This is a genomic window from Caulobacter sp. Root655 (assembly GCF_001427665.1).
GTDB lineage: Bacteria > Pseudomonadota > Alphaproteobacteria > Caulobacterales > Caulobacteraceae > Caulobacter.
Map to the genome: position 1 here is coordinate 189,499 of NZ_LMHC01000025.1, position 14,536 is coordinate 204,034.

15 protein-coding genes and 2 tRNA genes are annotated in these 14,536 nt (G+C 69.8%); 7 read left to right on the forward strand and 10 right to left on the reverse strand.

Features of this window, described 5'->3' with window-relative positions; all coding sequences use genetic code 11:
- Nucleotides 1-122: 122 nt before the first annotated feature.
- The 4 genes from ASD79_RS20670 to ASD79_RS20685 all read right to left on the reverse strand — a co-directional run bounded on the left by ASD79_RS20670 (nt 123) and on the right by ASD79_RS20685 (nt 3,580).
- Nucleotides 123-557, reverse strand: coding sequence for a hypothetical protein (locus tag ASD79_RS20670; protein ID WP_056725135.1), 435 nt, complete (start codon nt 555-557; stop codon nt 123-125).
- Between the two features lie 101 nt (nt 558-658).
- Nucleotides 659-1,525, reverse strand: coding sequence for a 50S ribosomal protein L11 methyltransferase (locus tag ASD79_RS20675; RefSeq protein WP_056725137.1), 867 nt, complete (start codon nt 1,523-1,525; stop codon nt 659-661).
- 17 nt (nt 1,526-1,542) lie between these two features.
- Nucleotides 1,543-2,946 carry an O-antigen ligase gene (locus ASD79_RS20680; protein WP_056725139.1) on the reverse strand — a complete coding sequence of 468 codons (1,404 nt, stop codon included), beginning with the start codon at nt 2,944-2,946 and terminating at the stop codon, nt 1,543-1,545.
- A gap of 139 nt (nt 2,947-3,085) precedes the next feature.
- Nucleotides 3,086-3,580 (reverse strand): hypothetical protein, encoded by a 495-nt coding sequence (locus tag ASD79_RS20685; RefSeq protein ID WP_056725141.1) that lies wholly within the window; start codon nt 3,578-3,580, stop codon nt 3,086-3,088.
- A gap of 114 nt (nt 3,581-3,694) precedes the next feature.
- Between ASD79_RS20685 and ASD79_RS20690 the strand changes: the two genes are divergently transcribed.
- Entirely contained in the window at nt 3,695-4,861 is a 1,167-nt protein-coding gene (locus tag ASD79_RS20690) for a low temperature requirement protein A (protein ID WP_056725142.1), read from the forward strand.
- A gap of 186 nt (nt 4,862-5,047) precedes the next feature.
- On the opposite strand, the gene pip is transcribed toward ASD79_RS20690, so the two are convergent.
- Nucleotides 5,048-6,037, reverse strand: coding sequence for a prolyl aminopeptidase (gene pip / locus ASD79_RS20695; protein WP_056725145.1), 990 nt, complete (start codon nt 6,035-6,037; stop codon nt 5,048-5,050).
- An 86-nt stretch (nt 6,038-6,123) separates the two neighbouring features.
- Here pip and ASD79_RS20700 point away from each other — a divergent pair, with 86 nt between their 5' ends.
- On the forward strand, nt 6,124-7,221 hold the full coding sequence (locus ASD79_RS20700; RefSeq protein ID WP_056725184.1) for an HPP family protein: 1,098 nt from the start codon (nt 6,124-6,126) through the stop codon (nt 7,219-7,221).
- 57 nt (nt 7,222-7,278) lie between these two features.
- Nucleotides 7,279-7,527 carry a hypothetical protein gene (locus ASD79_RS20705; RefSeq protein WP_056725147.1) on the forward strand — a complete coding sequence of 83 codons (249 nt, stop codon included), beginning with the start codon at nt 7,279-7,281 and terminating at the stop codon, nt 7,525-7,527.
- A 146-nt stretch (nt 7,528-7,673) separates the two neighbouring features.
- On the opposite strand, the gene ASD79_RS20710 is transcribed toward ASD79_RS20705, so the two are convergent.
- Nucleotides 7,674-8,636 carry an alpha/beta fold hydrolase gene (locus ASD79_RS20710; RefSeq protein WP_156400606.1) on the reverse strand — a complete coding sequence of 321 codons (963 nt, stop codon included), beginning with the start codon at nt 8,634-8,636 and terminating at the stop codon, nt 7,674-7,676.
- Between the two features lie 154 nt (nt 8,637-8,790).
- Between ASD79_RS20710 and ASD79_RS20715 the strand changes: the two genes are divergently transcribed.
- Nucleotides 8,791-10,017 carry a multidrug effflux MFS transporter gene (locus tag ASD79_RS20715; RefSeq protein WP_056725151.1) on the forward strand — a complete coding sequence of 409 codons (1,227 nt, stop codon included), beginning with the start codon at nt 8,791-8,793 and terminating at the stop codon, nt 10,015-10,017.
- 70 nt (nt 10,018-10,087) lie between these two features.
- Here ASD79_RS20715 and ASD79_RS20720 read toward each other — a convergent pair whose 3' ends face one another.
- The 4 genes from ASD79_RS20720 to rlmB form a co-directional block, all read right to left on the reverse strand.
- Nucleotides 10,088-10,489, reverse strand: a complete 402-nt coding sequence (locus tag ASD79_RS20720; protein WP_056725153.1) for a DUF423 domain-containing protein — start codon at nt 10,487-10,489, stop codon at nt 10,088-10,090.
- On the reverse strand, nt 10,490-11,230 hold the full coding sequence (locus ASD79_RS20725; protein WP_056725155.1) for a TerC family protein: 741 nt from the start codon (nt 11,228-11,230) through the stop codon (nt 10,490-10,492).
- A 144-nt stretch (nt 11,231-11,374) separates the two neighbouring features.
- Nucleotides 11,375-12,937: a hypothetical protein gene (locus ASD79_RS20730; RefSeq protein WP_304439005.1), complete on the reverse strand. Its 1,563-nt coding sequence runs from the start codon at nt 12,935-12,937 to the stop codon at nt 11,375-11,377.
- A 144-nt stretch (nt 12,938-13,081) separates the two neighbouring features.
- Entirely contained in the window at nt 13,082-13,900 is an 819-nt protein-coding gene (gene rlmB, locus ASD79_RS20735) for a 23S rRNA (guanosine(2251)-2'-O)-methyltransferase RlmB (protein WP_056725159.1), read from the reverse strand.
- A gap of 171 nt (nt 13,901-14,071) precedes the next feature.
- On the opposite strand from rlmB, the gene ASD79_RS20740 reads away from it, so the two are divergent.
- From ASD79_RS20740 to ASD79_RS23555, 3 genes are all read left to right on the forward strand, one after another.
- A tRNA-Tyr gene (locus ASD79_RS20740) sits at nt 14,072-14,157 on the forward strand.
- Between the two features lie 88 nt (nt 14,158-14,245).
- Nucleotides 14,246-14,319, forward strand: a tRNA-Gly gene (locus ASD79_RS20745).
- A gap of 68 nt (nt 14,320-14,387) precedes the next feature.
- Nucleotides 14,388-14,536, forward strand: a 149-nt coding sequence (locus ASD79_RS23555; protein ID WP_235524549.1) for a GTP-binding protein, incomplete at its 3' end; no start/stop codon positions are given.

The window sequence follows — 14,536 nt, forward strand, 5'->3', positions numbered from 1 at the left end:
CTGGGAAGGGGTGGGTTTGGAAGACGGCCCCGCAACGGTCGGCTTTCTGTCTAGATATTCTATCCAACCGCCTTCTCCCCCGGCGAAGGCCGTCCGGCCTTCGCCGGGGGAGAAGGAGAAAACTAGTTCACCGGCTGCGGCGCCGGTTGCTGGACGTTGGGGTCGGCCGACGGGGCCAGGGTGTCGTCGCGCGAGGCGGCGGCGCGAGCGGCGGCGTCGTGGGCGGCCTGCGAGGCGTTGGCGGCGCCGGTCTCGGTCGAGCGGCGGGCGCTGTCGGCGGCGGCGCTGGCGTCGCGGGCGGCCTGCTGGGCGACGATCGTGGCCTGGGCGGCGCCGGTCTGGGCGCCTTCGATCACACCGACGGCGCGGCCCTGTTCCTGGGCCTGGACGAGTTGATCCTCGGCCGGGGTGCGGCTGCCGATGGTGAGCATGAAGGCCACGGCGATCACCGCCACGATGGCGACGATGCCGGCCACGAACCAGCCGGTGGTCCCGCCTTCGCGACGGACTTCGACCACGTGCTCGGGGTGCGGGCCCTGGGGATCGACATAGGTCATGACGTTAGCTCCTGCGGAGATGTCCCGGAGGAGAAACGTGGGGGAGGGTGGAGGTGTTCCGCCGTACTGAAACCCTCTCCCGCTGGGAGAGGGTGATCTTCCTAAGGCCGTTGCAGCACCAGCGCCGCCCAGGCGTCGCGGTGGATGCGATTGACGACCTTGAAGCCGCGCGAGACGTAGGCGGCCTTGACCATGCGCTCCTGGGTGCGCAGCAGGCCCGAGAGGATCACCGTGCCGCCGGGGACCAGGGCGGTCTTGATGTCCTGGGCCAGGCTGATCAGCGGCCGGGCCAGGATGTTGGCGAACACCAGGTCGTAGGGGGCGTTGTCGGTGACCAGGCGGTTGCTCAGGCCCGAGGCGTGGACGAACCTGGCGTTGGCGCGGTTGACCTTGGCGTTCTCCTTGGAGATCCGCACGCTGGGCTTGTCGATGTCGGTGCCGACGGCGATCTTCGATCCAGTCCGCGCGGCAGCGATGGCGAGGAGCCCGGTGCCGGCCCCGACGTCGAGCACCTTCTTGAACTTCCGCGCCTTGATCAGCTTGTCGTAGGCCTGCAGGCAGCCGACCGTCGTGCCGTGGTGGCCGGTGCCGAAGGCCGCGCCCGCCTCGATGCGCAGGTTGACCGTGCTGGCCGGCAGGCGACCGCGGTCGTGCATGCCGTAGACGAAGAAGCGGCCGGCCCGCACCGGCGGCAGGCCCGACAGCGCCATGGCCAGCCAGTCGGCGTCGGCCAGGGTCTCGCGCACCACCTTCAGCGGATAGCCAGCCAGCACTTCGAGCAGGCCGGCGTCTTCCTCGTCGGTGGTCGGGAAGGCGTCGATGCGCCACAGGCCCTTGTCCTCGTCCTCTTCGAGGATCGAGTAGGTCGCGCCCTCGAGGCCGGGGTGGTTGTCGATGGCGTCGGCGGCGGCTTCGGCGTCGGCGCGCGCGCCGCGGGCGACGATCTGCTGGGGCGTGTAGTCGGTCATGCCGCTCCAGTAGCGGGCTAAGCGCCGAAAGGCGAGACCGTGCGCTTGCCAAATGTCGGGGCAAAGACGGGCGCGCGGCCCGGCGAGGGCGTCCAGACCACCGGTTCGGGATCAGGAGGGGCCAGGCTCCAGGTCAGCGGCGGCCGGTAGCCGAACACCGGCGGCATCGTCCATTTCAGCGCCGAGACCGGGGCCAGGACCGGGCCCAGCAGCCGAGTCACCGCCGCGCAGGCCAGGGCCCAGGCGATGCCGTTGCGCTCCAGGATGAAGCTCTCGGAGAAGGTGGTCATCAGGAAGATCACCAGGAACAGCGTCGCCCAATAGCCGTCGCGCAGCTTCTGGAAGCGGAACAGCCCGACCAGCAGCGCGCCGCCCAGGATCAGGGCGCAGAGGCTCACCCCCACCCAGCCCAGCTGGGCCAGGATGTCGAGCCAGCCGTTGTGGGCGGTGGGCACCAGCCAGCCGGTCTCCTTGCGGATCCACTGGGCGGGCTGGGATTCCAGGGTCCAGAACACCGCGTAGCCGTAGCCGGTCATCGGGGCCTTGGCCGACTGGCGCAGCAGGGCGGCCCAGATGTCGGTGCGGCCGGTCAGGGACGGGTCCTTGCCCAGCGCCTTGAACAGCAGTTCGGGGGCCAGCCACATGACGATCACCGCCGCGCCGATCACCGTGACGCCCAGCCAGACGACGACCACCGCCGTGGCCGGGCCCCGCCGCATCGCGGCGAACAGGAACGAGCCGAGCAGGCCGATCATCAGGGCGACCAAGGATGTCTTGGACTTGCTCATCACGATCATCGCCGCGCACAGCAGGATGGTGAAGACCATGCGCTTGCGATGGGTCGAGCCGGCCAGGATCGCGGCCATGGCGGCCAGGGCGCCGTAGACCATCATCGCGCCCATCTGGTTCTTCTCGTACCAGAGGCCGCGCCAGTCGCCGGCGTTGATGTCGTGTTGCACGCCCATCTTGGGATAGCCGACGGCGGCCGCCAGGCCGACCAGGGCCAGGACCAGGAAGGTGGTGGCCAGGATCTCGGCCATCCGCTTGCCGTCGAAGCTGGCGGCGAAATAGACGCCGAACAGGGTGGTGAAGGCCGCCGCCAGGGCCCGGCGGTTGGTGGTCCCCGGATCAAGCGACCACGAGGCCGAGGCGAACACCCAGAAGATCAGCAGGCAAAGCGCGCCGGCCGGCAGCCAGAAGCTCATAAGGCGCGGGGCGCGCCACGCGGCCAGGGCCAGGATCAGCCCGTAGACCGGCAGCCACATCAGCCGCAGGACGGGAATGTTCTCGCCGCCGGCCTGCAGCGGATCCAGGAACGGGCCGATGAAGGCGTTGGACAGCATGAACAGCACGAAGCCGCAGGCGAGCGCTTCGAGCGTTCGCGGCAGGCCTGGTCTGTCGTCGTCCTGCTGTGCGTCCACTCGCCCTGTCCGCTGCGTTGGCGCGAAATGGAACAGGCGCCGGCCAAGGAGGGGATGGCTGCAAGGCGGGGGCCGGGGATTTCGGCCCAATGGGTCCGCTCATCCCGAATTTCGTCGGGATGAGCGGTGTCTTGGGGGATCAGTACAAACGGACCAGCACCGCGGGCGCGGGCGCGGCGACCGGCGCCTCGGGCGCGCGCGGCGCTTCGGGAGCGACGGGCGCGTCGAGCAGGTCTTCCGGCAGGCGCGTGTCCAGGATGTCGCCGCCCGTCGAGGGCCAGTCGCGCTCCGCTTCGCTTGGACGGGCCGGCTCGGCCTGGACCTCGGGCTCGGGTTCACGCTCGGCGGCCGGGAGATATTCAGGGACCTCGTAGGCGGCCACGACGACCGGCGGCTGGTCCATCCGTTGGGCCTGCAGGAAATCCGTGCCGATCACATAGTCCGGGACCTTGCCGCCCGGCCAGGCGATGGGCGCGGCCGGCGTGTACGGGCTGTCGCGAGGGGCGCCGGGCTCGGCCTCGGGCCCGATCTGGGACCCGGTCCGCAGCGCCAGCCCCCCTGTCACCCCGACCGTCAGGGCGACGAGCGCGCCGACCAGCGGGGTGCGATAGGGAAGAAAATCGCGCGGTTCCATGCGGATAAAGCGCGCCGGACGACAAAACGTTCGATCACGACGCCGCGAAGGCCTGATGCCATCAGGTCGGGAAGCGCTCTAGGCTGTGAGTCGCCACGAGGGGAGAACATCGCCATGCCCAGCCGTCGGATGCTCCGCGACCGCCAGGGCGGCGGCCACGCGCGGGTCACCTATGTCGAGCTGTTCTTCGACCTGGTGTTCGTGTTCGCGGTCACCCAGCTGTCGCACGGGCTGATCGCCCATCCCACGCCGCAGGGGGTGCTCGAGACCGGCCTGCTGCTGATGGCCGTCTGGTGGGCGTGGATCTACACCGCCTGGGTGACCAACTGGCTGGACCCCGAGCGGCCGCCGGTGCGGATCATGCTGTTCGTGGTCATGGTGGTGGGCATGCTGCTGACCATGTCGATCCCGAAGGCGTTCGGCGAGCGCGGCCTGATCTTCGCCTGCGCCTTCGTGGCGATCCAGCTGGGGCGCAGCCTGTTCACCCTGTGGGCGGTGCGCGCCGACGTCGCCCTGCGGCGCACCTTCCAGCGCATTTCGCTGTGGTTCGCCGCGTCGGGCGTGCTGTGGATCGCCGGCGGCCTGGCCGACGGGCCTTGGCGACTGGCCCTGTGGAGCACGGCCATCGCGGCGGAGTACGTCTCGCCGGCCCTGGGATTCTGGATTCCGGGCCTGGGGCGCGTCAAGGCCAACGAGTGGGACATCGAGGGCGGTCACCTGGCCGAGCGCTGCGCCCTGTTCACGATCATCGCCCTGGGCGAGTCGATCCTGGTGATGGGCGCGACGACCGCCACCATGGCCTGGACGCCGGTGGTGATCGCCGCCTTCCTCGCCGCCTTCGCCGGCAGCCTGGCCATGTGGTGGATCTATTTCTCGTTCACCGCCGAGGCGGCCAGCGAGGCGATCAGCCACGCCAAGGACCCGGGTCACGTGGCGCGGGTGGCCTATACCTACAGTCACTTGCTGCCGATCGCCGGGATCATCGTCACCGCCGTCGGCGACGAGTGGGTGATCCACCATCCGCTGGGTCACACCGACCTCAAGACCGCCGCCGCCCTGATCGGCGGGCCGTTCCTGTTCCTGTTGGGCGGCCTGTTGTTCAAGAAGGCGGTGTTCCAGCTGTGGTCGCCGTCACGCGGGGCGGGGATGGCGGCGCTGACGGGGTTGGCGGCGGTGAGCCTGACGATCAGCCCGCTGGTGCTGTCGGTGGCGACGACCCTGGTGCTGGTGGGGGTGTCGGTCTGGGAGAGCCTGGCGATGCGAAGGAGGGGGAATCCCTAGTTTGACCCTCTCCCATGGGGAGAGGGAGGGGCCCGCGCCGCAGGCGTGGGAGGGTGAGGGGGTGGTGAGTCCGACGGCGTGCCGGCAGTGCGCTGGGAGAAAACGGTGAGGGCGTGATCCCTCACCCTCCCAACCGCTGCGCGGTCGGGCCCCTCCCTCTCCCGCTGGGAGAGGGTTCTGATCTCGCTAAACCCTCAGCGCCGCGTCCGTCGCCCGCACCAGCCCGTCGATGATCCCCGGCTCGGTCGACGCATGCCCCGCGTCCCAGACGATCTCGAAACTCGCCTCCGGCCAGGCCCGGTGCAGCGACCAGGCGCTGTCCAGCGGCGTCACCACATCGAAGCGGCCCTGGACGATCCAGGTCGGGATGTGGCGGATCCTGTTGATGTTCTTGAGGATCCAGCCGTCCTGCTCGAAGAAGCCGGCGTTGGCGAAGAAGTGGCACTCGATCCGCGCGAAGGCGATGGCGAAGTCTTCCTCGTTGAACTTGGGCGGCCGCGCCTCGGGGCCGCGCAGCGAGATGGTGTCGCCCTCCCACTGGCTCCAGGCGCCGGCGGCCTGGGCCTGGACGCGGCGGTCGGGATGGGTCAGGCGCTTGTGGTAGGCGGCCATCAAGTCGCCGCGCTCTTCCGGCGGGATCGGGGCCAGGAACCGCTCCCAGGCGTCGGGGAACAGCATCGAGGCGCCCTCCTGGTAGAACCAGCGCAGCTCCTTCTGGGTCAGCAGGAAGATGCCGCGCAGCACCAGGCCCTCGACGCGCTCGGGGTGGGTGAGGGCGTAGGCCAGGGCCAGGGTCGAGCCCCACGAGCCGCCGAACACCGTCCACTTCTCGACGCCCAGGTGCTCGCGCAGCCGCTCGATGTCGGCGATCAGGCTCCAGGTGGTGTTGTCCTCGAGGCTGGCATTGGGGCGCGAGCGGCCGCAGCCGCGCTGGTCGAACAGCGCCATGCGCCATCTGTTGGGGTCGAAGAACCGCCGCATGGTCGGGTTGACCGCCCCGCCGGGGCCGCCGTGCAGGATCACCGCCGGCTTGCCGCGCGGCGCGCCGCATTCCTCGTAATAGATCTCGTGCGGGCCATCGGTGGTCAGCCAGCCGAACGAGAAGGGCTCGATGTCGCGAAACAGGCCGCGGCGGCCGGCGGACGACATCACGGAGGTGGAAGCGTTACGATCCATGCCTGCGACCCTAGCGCGGTTTCGGGGGGCGTGGGAACGCCCGGAATGGGGTTCATTTCGCGCCAATGGTCGCGTATCGGGGTTGCATGATCCAGCGACTCCCCTGGCCCTCGCGCCTGCGCACCGCCGCCGGCTGGGCGGATATCGGCCGCGGGGGCCTGGGCGCGCTGCTCGGCCTGCTGGTCACCGGGGTGGTGGCCAGGGCGGCGGTCGGCGGCGGGCCGTGGACCTCGCCGTTGCTGGTCGCCCCGATCGGGGCCTCGGCCGTGCTGGTGTTCGCGGTGCCGGCCAGCCCCCTGGCCCAGCCGCGCTCGGCGGTCTGCGGCAACGTGCTGTCGGCCCTGGTGGGCATCGCCTGCGCGCACCTGTTCCCCGACCCGCTGATCGCCGCGCCGCTGGCCGTGGCCATGGCCATCATGCTGATGTCGCTGACTGGCTGCCTGCATCCGCCCGGCGGCGCGGTGGCGTTGATCTGCGGCCTGGGCGGACCGGAGGTAGCCCGCACCGGCTGGATGTTCGCCCTCAGTCCCGTCGGCCTCGACACCCTGCTGCTGGTCGGGGCCGGCATGGCCTATCACCGGCTGATGGGCCGCTCCTATCCGCACCGCGCGCCGGTCGCCCCGCCAAGCCCGCACGGAACCGTCGACCTCCCGCCCAGCGCCCGGGCCGGCTTCACCGCCGGCGACCTGGACGCGGCCCTGGCCCGCTACGGCGAACTGCTGGACGTCAGCCGCGACGACCTCGACGCCCTGTTCCGCCAGGTCGAGCTGCAGGCCCACCAGCGCCTGCACGCCCAGATCCTGTGCGGCGACATCATGTCGGCCGACGTCATCACCGTGGATCCCCAGCAGAGCTGCGACAGCGCCCTGCGCTACATGCGCGAGCACGACCTGCGCACCGCGCCGGTGATCGACGCCGACCGCAAGGTCCTGGGCCTGGTGCGCCGCGCCGAGCTGCAGGCCAACCGCGACCGCAAGGTCGAGACGGTGATCGACCCGTTCGTGCACCGGGTGCGTGCGACCACGCCGATCCAGGCCCTGCTGCCGCTGCTGTCCAGCGGCGCGGTGCACGAGGCGGTGGTGGTCGACGCCGACCGCACCCTGCAGGGTATCGTCACCCAGACCGACCTGCTGGCCGTGCTTTACCGCGCCCACGTGGTCGAGGCGATGGCGGCCCATAGGTGAGGAAAAGCGTCGGCCGATGATCGCAACCCCTTCCGCTTTTCCGTATTCTCCCGAGTCATGAACAACCCCGAAGACCTCAGCGACGAAGAGCTGCTCGAGCTGCTGACCCCGCGCCAGCTGGCCGAGCTGGACCGCGCCATCGCCGAGATGATGGGCCCCGAGGGGCTGGACAAGGTGATCTCGCTGCAGGTGATGGCGCAGGTCTATACCGTGCGCGCCGCCGAACGCGACGAGGTCTCGGCCCTGGCCATGCTGCAGATGGCGGCGGCGATGCGCCGGCGGGCGGGGATACTGGCGGGGGACTAGCCGCGGTCGCTCGACACGGGCGTTGCACGCGCGCTGCGTCCTTCGAGGCCCGCTGCGCGGGCGCCTCAGGATGAGGAATTCAGAAGCAACCCACGGTCCTCATCCTGAGGCGCGAGCCAACGGCGAGCCTCGAAGGACGCACGGCGCTAGTTCGGAAACCGCCGCTCCAGCCACTCCACCAGGATCCCGTTCACCCGCTCCGGCTTCTCCTGCTGGGTCCAGTGCCCGCTGCCCTCGACCAGCACCTTCTCCAGGTCGGAGATCTGGTCGCCCATCCGGTCGGCCATCGACGGCGGCAGGACGACGTCGTGTTCGGCCATGATCATCAGGCAGGGCACGCCGTCGATGCGGGTCGGCAGGCCCTCGGCGCGCTCCCAGTTGCGGGTGAAGTTGCGATACCAGTTGATGCCGCCGGTGAAGCCGGAGTGCTGGAAGCTCTCGACGAACACCGCCAGTTCCTCGGGCGACAGCAATTGGTTGGGATCGCCGGCCGGGTCGTAGTGGGCCAGGCCGTCCTGCAAGGCCAGCGAGCGGCGGTCGGCGGGGCGGGCGGCGAAGTCCGAGACGTTGCCGCTGGGCTTGCGCATGAAGTAGCGCATGGTCTTGTCGACGTCGGCGGCCAGCTGAGCGTCGGCGACGCCGGGCTTCTGGAAGTGGACGATGTACATGTCCTCGCCATAGGCGTGGCGGAACATGGCGATCGGGTCCATCGGCAGGCGTGGCACGAAGGGCGTGTTGACGCCGATCACCCCGGCCACGCGGTCTGGATGCATCAGCGGCATCTGCCAGACGATGATGCCGCCCCAGTCGTGGCCGCAGAACACCGCCTTCGGGACGCCCAGGTGGTCCAGCAGCCCGACCAGGTCGCCGGTCAGGTGCTCCATGTCATAGGCCTCGACCGCCTCGGGGCCCTCCGTCAGGCCATAGCCGCGCTGGTCGGGGACGATCACCCAGCGCCCGGCCGCCGCCAGGGCCGCGATCTGGTGGCGCCAGGAATAGGAGAACTCCGGGAAGCCGTGACACAGCACGATCGGCACGCCCCGGCGTGGTCCGGCCTCGTAATAGGCCATGCGGATACCGTTGATCGACGCGTAGGCCACGTCCGGCATGGGAGGGGCGAGCCCAGTTGGCGGGGAAGGGGGCATGGCGTTTCCTGCTTATATTATTGCCGATTACCTTGGAGGCGCGCGCCGAAGGCGGCAAGCGTACGATTCGGACGGTCAAGGTCTTACCCTCGCGGAAAACAGGCGTAAAAGCGCCGCCATGACCCACATCGCCCAGCCCGCCCCCGCCGCCACGCCCTGGCGGCTCGTCCTGATGCTGGGCGCGCTCACGGCTTTCGCGCCGATGTCGATCGACATGTACCTGTCGAGCATGCCCGACATCGGCCGGACGCTGCACGCCGGGGCCGACGACACCCAGGCCACCCTGGCGGCGTTCTTCGCCGGCATGGCGATCGGCCAGTTCCTCTACGGCCCGGCCTCGGACCGCTACGGCCGCCGCCTGCCGCTGCTGCTGGGGATCGGCATCTATGTCGCCGCCTCGGTGGTCTGCGCCATGGCCCCGTCGATCCAGGTGCTGATCGCAGCCCGCTTCGTCCAGGCCCTGGGCGGCTGCGCCGGGGCGGTGGTGGCGCGGGCGGTGGTGCGCGACAAGTTCAACCACGCCGACACGGCCCGGGTGCTGTCGCTGATGACCCTGATCATGGGCCTGGCCCCGGTGCTGGCCCCGCAGTTCGGCGGTGTCATCCAGTTCTTCGCCGGCTGGCGCGGGGTGTTCTGGACGCTGGTGGTGTTCGGCCTGCTGATCGGCCTGTGGATCGCGCTGGGGCTGAAGGAGTCGCGCTCCGAGGCGACCGCGGTCCAGGCCCGTTCCGAGAACCCGTTCCGGGCCTATGGCGCCCTGCTGCGCCAGAAGCGCCTGGTCGGCTACGGCGTGGCCGGGGCGCTGAACGGCGCGACCCTGTTCACCTACATCTCGACCGCGCCGGACCTGATCATGGGCACCTACGGCCATCGGCCGCTGGTGTTCAACATCATCTTCGCCTTCAACGCCGTCGGCATCATCGGAGCCAGCCAGGTCAACCGGCTGCTGCTGCGCCGCGCGACGCCCGACCAGGTGCTGGTGCGGGCCAGCATCGCCTCGATCGTCGCCGCCTTCCTGCTGGCGGCGGCGGCCTGGAGCGGGCTGGGCGGGCAGTTCACCGTCCTGCCGCTGCTGTTCGTGGCCCTGTCGAGCTATGGGCTGATGGCCGGCAACACCATGGCCGGGGCGCTCAGCGTCGATCCCAGCCGGGCCGGCTCGACCTCGGCCCTGATGGGCGGGGCCGCGTTCGGGGCGGGGGCCCTGGCCTCATGGGTGGGCGGCCTGCTGCACGACGGCAGCGCCCGGCCGGTGGCGGCGGTGATGTTCGCGTGCCTGGTCGGTTCCAGCCTGGCGATCTTCGGCCTGGCGGTCCCGAAGGACCTGCGGCTGAAGGCGCGGGCCTGAGTTTTACGCTATAGCTCTGCCATCCCGGACGTAGCGAAGCGAAGATCCGGGACCGCCGGAAGCGCTGAGTTCACGCGTCGGTCCCGGATCGGCGCGCTACGCGCTTGTCCGGGATGACCGTCCCCGCCCGCCAGGCCAGGAGCAGCCAGCCGGCCAGGAAGGCCAGGCCGCCCAGCGGGGTGACCATGCCCAGGACGCGCGGCGCGCCGAACGCCAGGGCGTAGAGCGAGCCCGAGAACAGCACCGTGCCGGCCAGGAACAGGCTCGGGGTCCAGAGTCCGGTCTTGCCAAGCGAGCGCACCGCCAGCCAGGCGAACACCGCCAGGGCGTGGATCATCTGGTAGAGAGCGCCGGTGTGCAGCAGTTCGGCGGCCCGGGCGTCCTTGGCTCCATGGGCGGCGAAGGCCCCGAACGCCACCGACAGGAACCCGCTCAGCGCCGCCAGCCGGACGACCCATGCCGTGCGCGTCATCTACTTGTGCTTCTGGTGCGCGGCGACTTCGTCCGGTGTGATGTCGACGAAGGCCGGGGCGACGGCGTTGTAGGCGGTGGTCTTGTGCAGATCCATCACCACGCTGCGGTGGCCTTCCCAGATCATGTGCAGGGCCACGTAGAGCACGATGGCCAGGCCGACGAAGCCGATCCAGCGGTGCTTGTGCAGCAGGTTGGCGATGGCCGTGGCGGCCAGGCCCATCAGCACGATCGACAGCAGCAGGCCGAACACCAGGATGGCCGGATGCTCGCGGGCCGCGCCGGCCACGGCCAGGACGTTGTCCAGCGACATCGAGACGTCGGCGATCAGCACCTGCAGGAAAGCCTGCTTGAAGCTCTTGGCCGGCTTGGCGCGGGGTTCGGTGGTCGGATCGTTGTCCAGCACCGCCTGGGCGTCGGCCTGGTCGTGGGTGATCTGCTCGCGCAGCTCGCGCCACATCTTCCAGCACACCCACAGCAGCAGTACGCCGCCGGCCAGCAGCAGGCCGATGACTCCCAGCAGCCAGGTGGTGATCAGGGCGAAGCCGATGCGCAGCACGACGGCCGCGCCGAGGCCATAGAGGATGACCTTGCGGCGGTCCTTGACTGGCAGGCCGCCGGCCGCCAGGCCCACGGCGACGGCGTTGTCGCCGGCCAGGACGAGGTCGATCATCAGGACGGACAGGAAGGCCGCGAAGGGGCCGTCCAGCCCGCCCGCCTGGGCTATGAGCGCATCAAACATCGGGCCTCAATGCGTCAGGCGGGGCGGTCTGGCAAGCACCCCTTAGAGCATTTTCGGGCGAAGTGGATGCCGGTTCGCGTGAAGAAAATGCGCCAAAACAAAAACCTGGAGCCCCGGCCTGATGCAATCAGGTCGGGAAACGCTCTAGTGGGCGGGCTCGAGTTCCTTGTGCTCGGCGTGGCCGTGGTCGCCGTGATGGCCCGGATCGGCGGCGGGCGCGGGAGCGTCATGGCCGTGATCCTCGGCATGGGCGTCGGCGTGATCATGTCCGCCGACCGGCAGGGCCTCGGCGCCGACCGGCGGCGAGACGTGGTGGTCGTCATGGCTGTAATCGTGAGCCGGCGCCGCGAAGGGGTTATGCTCCGTCGGCGCGGGGTCGTCGTGGCCATGGCTGACCGCCGTGGCGACCCCGGCCCCGGCCAGGGCGCCGCCGGCGGCCGCGACCATCGGGTTGACGTAGGCGACGGTGGACGTCTGCGGCGCCTCGAATTCCATCTCGTTGCGGCCGTAGTCGGTCAGAGTGCGGAACTTGCGGCGACGCTCGGCCCGAGCCTGGGCGGCCGAGTTGCCGCGCGCGATGGCCACCAGGATCAGCAGGGCCAGCAGCACCAGGGCCCCGCCCAGCACCGACTTGCCCGGGACCTTGCCCAGGCCCGGCACATCGACCGTCTCGAAGCGGCCCAGGTCGGGCAGGGCCAGCTTGAAGCCCTTGGTCTGTTCCTTGACCGCCTCCTGCAGCGGAACCACCTGCTTGGCGATCGAGCCGAGCGAGAAGCCCTGGGCCGGCTTGGTCCCGTTCAGCGCGACGCCGAACTCGGTCTTCAACGCGCCCTTGGCCTCGGGCGTCGGCTTGACCTGCCAGGCGAAGGTGGCCGGCTCGCCCGGCTTGACCACGGCGGTCTGGCGACCGTTCGGGGTGATCTCGTAGCCCTCGCCCTGCAGGTCGGCATAGGCGCTGGTCTTCTTGGCCGCCTTGGCCAGGCCCAGCTTCTGGGCCTCCTTCTTGATCATGTCGCCCAGGGTGGCGGGAAGCGACAGGGTGACCTGGCCTTCCTGGCCCTTGGCCAGGCTTTCGCCCGAGGCCAGGACGGCGCCCCTGGTGGCTTCCGGGGCCACGGCCGCCTGCAGCTTTTGCAATTTGCTCAGCGGCTTGGCCGGCGCGGTCTTGACGACCGGGACGGCGGCGATGATCGGCGTCGGGGCCTTGGCCAGCGGCGCGACCGGCTTGGCGGCGACGACGGGCTTCAGCGGCGCCGGCGCGGCGGCCACCACGGCCGGCTTCGGCGCGGGCTTGGCGACCGGATGGGCGACCGGCGACGGCTTGGCCGCGGCGGCGTAGATCTGGTGGCGGGCGGGCGCGGCGGCGGCGCGCGGGGCGTAGCGGACGGCCCGGTGCGTGGTCTTGGGATTGGCGATCGGCGCCATGGCCGTGACCAAGGTTCCGTCGGGGCGCCGCCAGGTCTTCAGGCGCGAGCTCTTGCTGACCGAGACGGGGGTCGGGACGGGCACGGACCGGACCGGACCGGCCGGACCGCCGAGCAGGCCGTCGGCCGGCGCCGATTCGACCGGCGGCGCCCCCATCAGCTCCGGAGTCTCGGCGGCGCCATAGCCGGGCACGGCCGAAGCGGGCGGCGCCTCGACGGGCTCGCGGGCGCTACAGCCCGCGATCACCAAGACGCCCACCGCGCAGCCGGCTAGAGCCGTCAAACGGACTTTGTAATGCAACATCGGGTCCCCCGATCCCATGTTCGATTTCTCCGCGAAGCAGCGCCTGCGGAACAGGCGCTCAGAGAACCACGTCATCGCGACGAAATCAAAACGGTTAAGAAGGATTCACGAACTGGTTTCTTCCTACGGGCGAACTTTCGACGCTTCATACAGCGCCACCGCCGCCGCCGCGGACACGTTCAGGCTCTCAAAGCCGCCTGGCATGGCAATTTTTCCCATCACGTCGCAGTGCTCGGCGACCAGCCGGCGCACGCCGTCGCCTTCCGATCCCAGCACCAGCACGGTGGGGCGGCCGTCCAGCACCTGGTCCAGGGTCTGTTCGGCGTCGCCGGCCAGGCCCACGGCCCGCCAGCCCAGGTCGGTCAGCTCTTCCAGCGCTCGGGAAAGGTTGACCACGCGCGCATAGGGCAGCTTGTCGACCGCCCCGACGGCGGTCTTGGCCAGCACGCCCGACAGCTCCGGCGCATGGCGGTCCTGCAGGATCGCGCCGCGCGCCCCGAAGGCGGCGGCCGAGCGGAAGATGGCGCCGATGTTCTGCGGGTCGGTGATCTGGTCGAACATCACCAGCAGGCCCTGGGCGGGGGTCCCCAGGTCGTAGACCGACAGCGCCTCGGGCGGATCGATCTTCAGGGCGATGCCCTGGTGCACGGCGCCGGCCGGCAGCTGGCGGCCGATGTCGGCGCCTTCCATGACCTGGACGAAGCCCTGGCGAGCGACCTCGGGGGCGAGTCGCTTGGCGCGATCGGCGGTGACCAAAAGGCGCTTCGGAGCGGGCCTGGCCGGGTTGGAAAGCGCCGCCTCGACGGCGTGAGTCCCCCAAATCCAGTCCTTCGCGTCCTCACCGCCCTTTTGAAAGCCGTGTTTTTTCATAGGCTTGTTACGAATATCGCGTCCGGGAGCAGAAGGCTTTTTCCGGTCGTTGCGTTCGGAATGAGAGGACACTATAAGACGCGCTCCGATTTGGGGCCCTGAGGGTTTCCGAGAGCCAGGGCGGCGCTGCTTTAGCATCGTCTCACAGGTCTCGAGGAAGCTTTTGTTCCTTTTTCGTGACGGGCGGTTCGCCGCCGGTTTCGGACGAGGAAAGGCCGCTTTGAAGGAACTCTGTCGCGCGCTGGGGGAATGTCCCGAGTGGCAAAGGGGGGGGACTGTAAATCCCCTGGCGTACGCCTTCGCAGGTTCGAGTCCTGCTTCCCCCACCACGCGCGACGAGAGCTCCAGAGAAGTGTGGGCCCCGAAGCCAGAGACCGGGAGCCGATCGCGACCCCGCTAGCCCAGTTGGGTGTTTGGGCGGGTATAGCACAAAGGTAGTGCAGCAGCCTTCCAAGCTGAGGATCCGGGTTCGATTCCCGGTACCCGCTCCAGCTCCCTATATAGACGATCCCGATACACCCGCCCCAGACAACCGCCGGACGCGCGCAAGGTAGAGACGATGGCCAAGGAAAAGTTCGAACGTAACAAGCCGCACTGCAACATCGGCATGATTGGTCACGTTGACCATGGCAAGACGACGCTGACGGCGGCGATCACCATCACCCTGGCCAAGTCGGGTGGCGGCAAGGCGATGAACTACGCCGACAT